The sequence below is a fragment of the Variovorax sp. E3 genome (assembly GCF_016082275.1).
Taxonomy (GTDB): domain Bacteria; phylum Pseudomonadota; class Gammaproteobacteria; order Burkholderiales; family Burkholderiaceae_C; genus Variovorax.
The window spans coordinates 1-2,887 of sequence record NZ_MOWM01000302.1; the positions used below are offsets into that span (position 1 = coordinate 1).

General features: G+C 61.6%; 2 protein-coding genes. Both read right to left on the minus strand.

Annotated features, from left to right (window positions below; genetic code table 11):
* Nucleotides 1–73 precede the first annotated feature (73 nt).
* Complete coding sequence (locus BMG07_RS40305; protein ID WP_198089160.1) at nt 74–1,204, minus strand: mandelate racemase/muconate lactonizing enzyme family protein; 1,131 nt, start codon at nt 1,202–1,204, stop codon at nt 74–76.
* 93 nt (nt 1,205–1,297) lie between these two features.
* The gene (locus tag BMG07_RS40310) at nt 1,298–2,257 is read right to left on the minus strand and encodes a tripartite tricarboxylate transporter substrate binding protein (protein WP_198089161.1); all 960 of its coding nucleotides are present in this window, start codon (nt 2,255–2,257) and stop codon (nt 1,298–1,300) included.
* Between the last annotated feature and the right edge of the window lie 630 nt (nt 2,258–2,887).

Below are 2,887 nucleotides of genomic sequence, written 5' to 3' on the forward strand. Positions count from 1 at the left end.
CTGGGTGCATGGTGATGTAGAGCGGGGCGCTGATCATCGTGGTGGCTGTTTCTATCGCGGCGCCGAATCTGATTCAGGCGCGCTGGCCGATCTCCGCCGACTCGCGCGTCCAGGCGCGCGCCTGTTCGCTCAGGCTCAAGCCCAGGCCGGGGCGCGTAGGCACCAGCATCCTGCCGTCCCTGATTTCCAGACGCTCGTTGAACAGCGGCTCCAGCCAGTCGAAATGCTCGACCCAAGGCTCAGTGGCATACACCGCGCCCAGGTGAACGTGCAACTCCATCGCGAAATGCGGCCCCAGGCTGAGCCCTGCATGCTCGGCCAGTGCGGCGATCTTGAGGAAGGGCGTGATGCCGCCCACGCGCGGGCCGTCGGGCATCAGGTAGTCGGCCGCACGGTGGCGGATCAAGTCATAGTGCTCGGTGAGACTGGTCAGCATCTCGCCGGTGGCTATGGGCGTGTCGAAGGTCGCAGCCAGCGCGGCATGGCCTTCGTGGTCGTAGGCATCCAACGGCTCCTCAATCCAGACAAGGTTGTACTGCTCGAAGATGCGGCACATGCGCTGCGCCTTGGGGCGGTCCCATTGCTGGTTGGCGTCTACCATCAGCGGCACGTGGTCGCCCAAGTGCTGGCGCACGGCTTCCACACGCTCAATGTCAATCTTGCCGTCGGGTTGGCCGACCTTCAGCTTGATACCACCGATGCCGCGTTCAATGGACGCGGCCGCGTTCACCTTCAGCTGATCGATAGGCGTATGCAGGAAGCCGCCCGAGGTGTTGTAGCAGCGCACGGAGTCGCGTTGTGAGCCCAGCAGCTTGGCCAGCGACAGCCCGGCGCGGCGGGCCTTGAGGTCGTAGAGCGCAACGTCGAAGGCGCCGTAAGCCTGTACGCCCAGGCCGCTGCGGCCCACCGACGCACCGGCCCAGCACAACTTGGTCCAAAGCCTGGAGATGTCGCTGGGGTCCTCGCCGATCAGGGCGGGCGCGACCTCCCTGGCATGTGCGAACTGGCCGGGGCCTCCCGCGCGCTTGGCGTACGAAAAGCCCAGGCCCTTGTCGCCGTCCCGGGTCTCGATCTCGGCAAGCAGCATCGCGATCTCGGTCATGGGCTTCTGTCGCCCGGTCAGTACCTTGGCGTCGCTGATCGGATTGGCCAGCGGCAGGTAGCAGGAGGAAAGCCGGATGTGGGCGATGCTGTCGTGCGACATTGTGGAGAGACTCGAAGGGTATGGACAGTGTGACGCGCGCTGCGCGCAGGACGGCGCGAACGGGTGCGGCCCTGGCGTCGGGCCTGGCACGCCTTACTCGATGGAAATTTTTCCGGTCTCAACGACCTGTTTCCATTTCGCATATTCCTTCTGCTGGAAGGCTGCGAACTCGGCCGGTGTATTGGCGACCATCTCAAAGCCGATGGACGTGAATTGCTCTTTCACGGCCGGATCATTGAGCGCTTCCACGAATGCCGCGTTTGCCTTGTCCCGCAGGGCGCGGGGTAAGCCCTTGGGAGCGACGATTGCTTGCCAGGAAGCAACTTCGACGTTGCTGACACCAGCCTCCGTCAGCGTCGGGACATCGGGCAGGATCGGCGAACGCTTGGGACTTGTGATGGCCAAAGCGCGCATCTTGCCCCCCTTGATGTATTGAGCCACCGCATTGATGTTCTGGAACGAGGCATCCACTTGCCCTCCCATCAGGTCGGTGTGCGCCGGAGCGCCTCCCTTGTAGGGAACATGAATACCCTTGGTGCCTGTTTGTTGCCAGAACAATTCCGCCGTGAGGTGGTCGCTGGAGCCGCTGCCTGCGGACGCGAAACTCATCTTGCCCGGATTGGCTTTTTGAAAGGCGATGACATCCGCAACATTCTTGTGGGGTGAATTCGCAGGCACCACCAGTACGTTGGGTGAGGCTACGGCGACCGTGATGAGGTCGAAGTCCTTCAGCGCATCGTATTGGAGGCCCTTGATCAGGTGCGGAACGATCACCAACGGGCCCAGCGAGGTGACCAGGAAGGTATAGCCATCTGCTGGCGCGCGCTTCACGAAAGTGGCGCCAATGGTTCCAGTTGCGCCTGCCTTGTTGTCCACGACGAAAGATTGCTTGAATTTCTCTGTGAGCCTGGGCGCCACGGCCCGCGCCACTTGGTCAGTCGAGCCCCCGGCAGGAAAGGGCACGACGAGCGTGACGGACTTCTCGGGCCAATTTTGAGCGTTAGCGCTCAAAACCGCGGCGCTGATCGCGATGGACGTCAGCAATCGTTTCATGGAGAGTCTCCAACGGCGCATCGAGCGCCAAATTGATATCGTTGTCAATTTTGCACGAACGCTCTTATTGGCTTATGGATAGCTATATTGCCGGTAGGGTGCGTGTGCCGCCTTTGCAAATGATATCGTTGTCATTTCCGTTGTCAATCCAGATTGTTCGTGTGGTCGACGGTGAATCGGCAGCATGGCGTCGGCGAGCTGTGCCTTCAATTCGGTTGGTTCAGCCGATCTCCAGGCGACGCGAAAACTTCCTAAGCGAGCCTTGTCTGGCCACAAAACCAAGCTTTGCAGTCGTTGGAGTGCAATCGGGCATGAGTCGCGAGACGGTCAATGCCCATTTGGCTGACCTGATGATGTTCGGGGTTGACCACGCGATGCGAGGCGGCGTAGCCAGGGCTTGTTGGCTTGTCAGTGAGTGACATCAAGCGTCTTCAACCTCGTCTCCCGGCCGGGGTCTACCGGCTTCTCGGGTGGGCCCGGTTGGCGCGCACAACCTGCTTGTCGCATGTCGCGTCTCGCGTCCTCCCCAAGTGGGGCGGACTTCCTCGCTCGCACGCGGTGATATCGCGGGAATCATTGGAAGTGTTGGCCTGGACCGGTCGGGGTTTCCAAGCTGATGACCTATCCGGG

What these genes read in the sequence shown, in the direction of transcription:
- BMG07_RS40305 (WP_198089160.1), bottom strand. Translation starts at nt 1,204, where the DNA reads ATGTCGCACGACAGCATCGCCCACATCCGGCTTTCCTCCTGCTACCTG.
- BMG07_RS40310 (WP_198089161.1), bottom strand. Translation starts at nt 2,257, where the DNA reads ATGAAACGATTGCTGACGTCCATCGCGATCAGCGCCGCGGTTTTGAGC.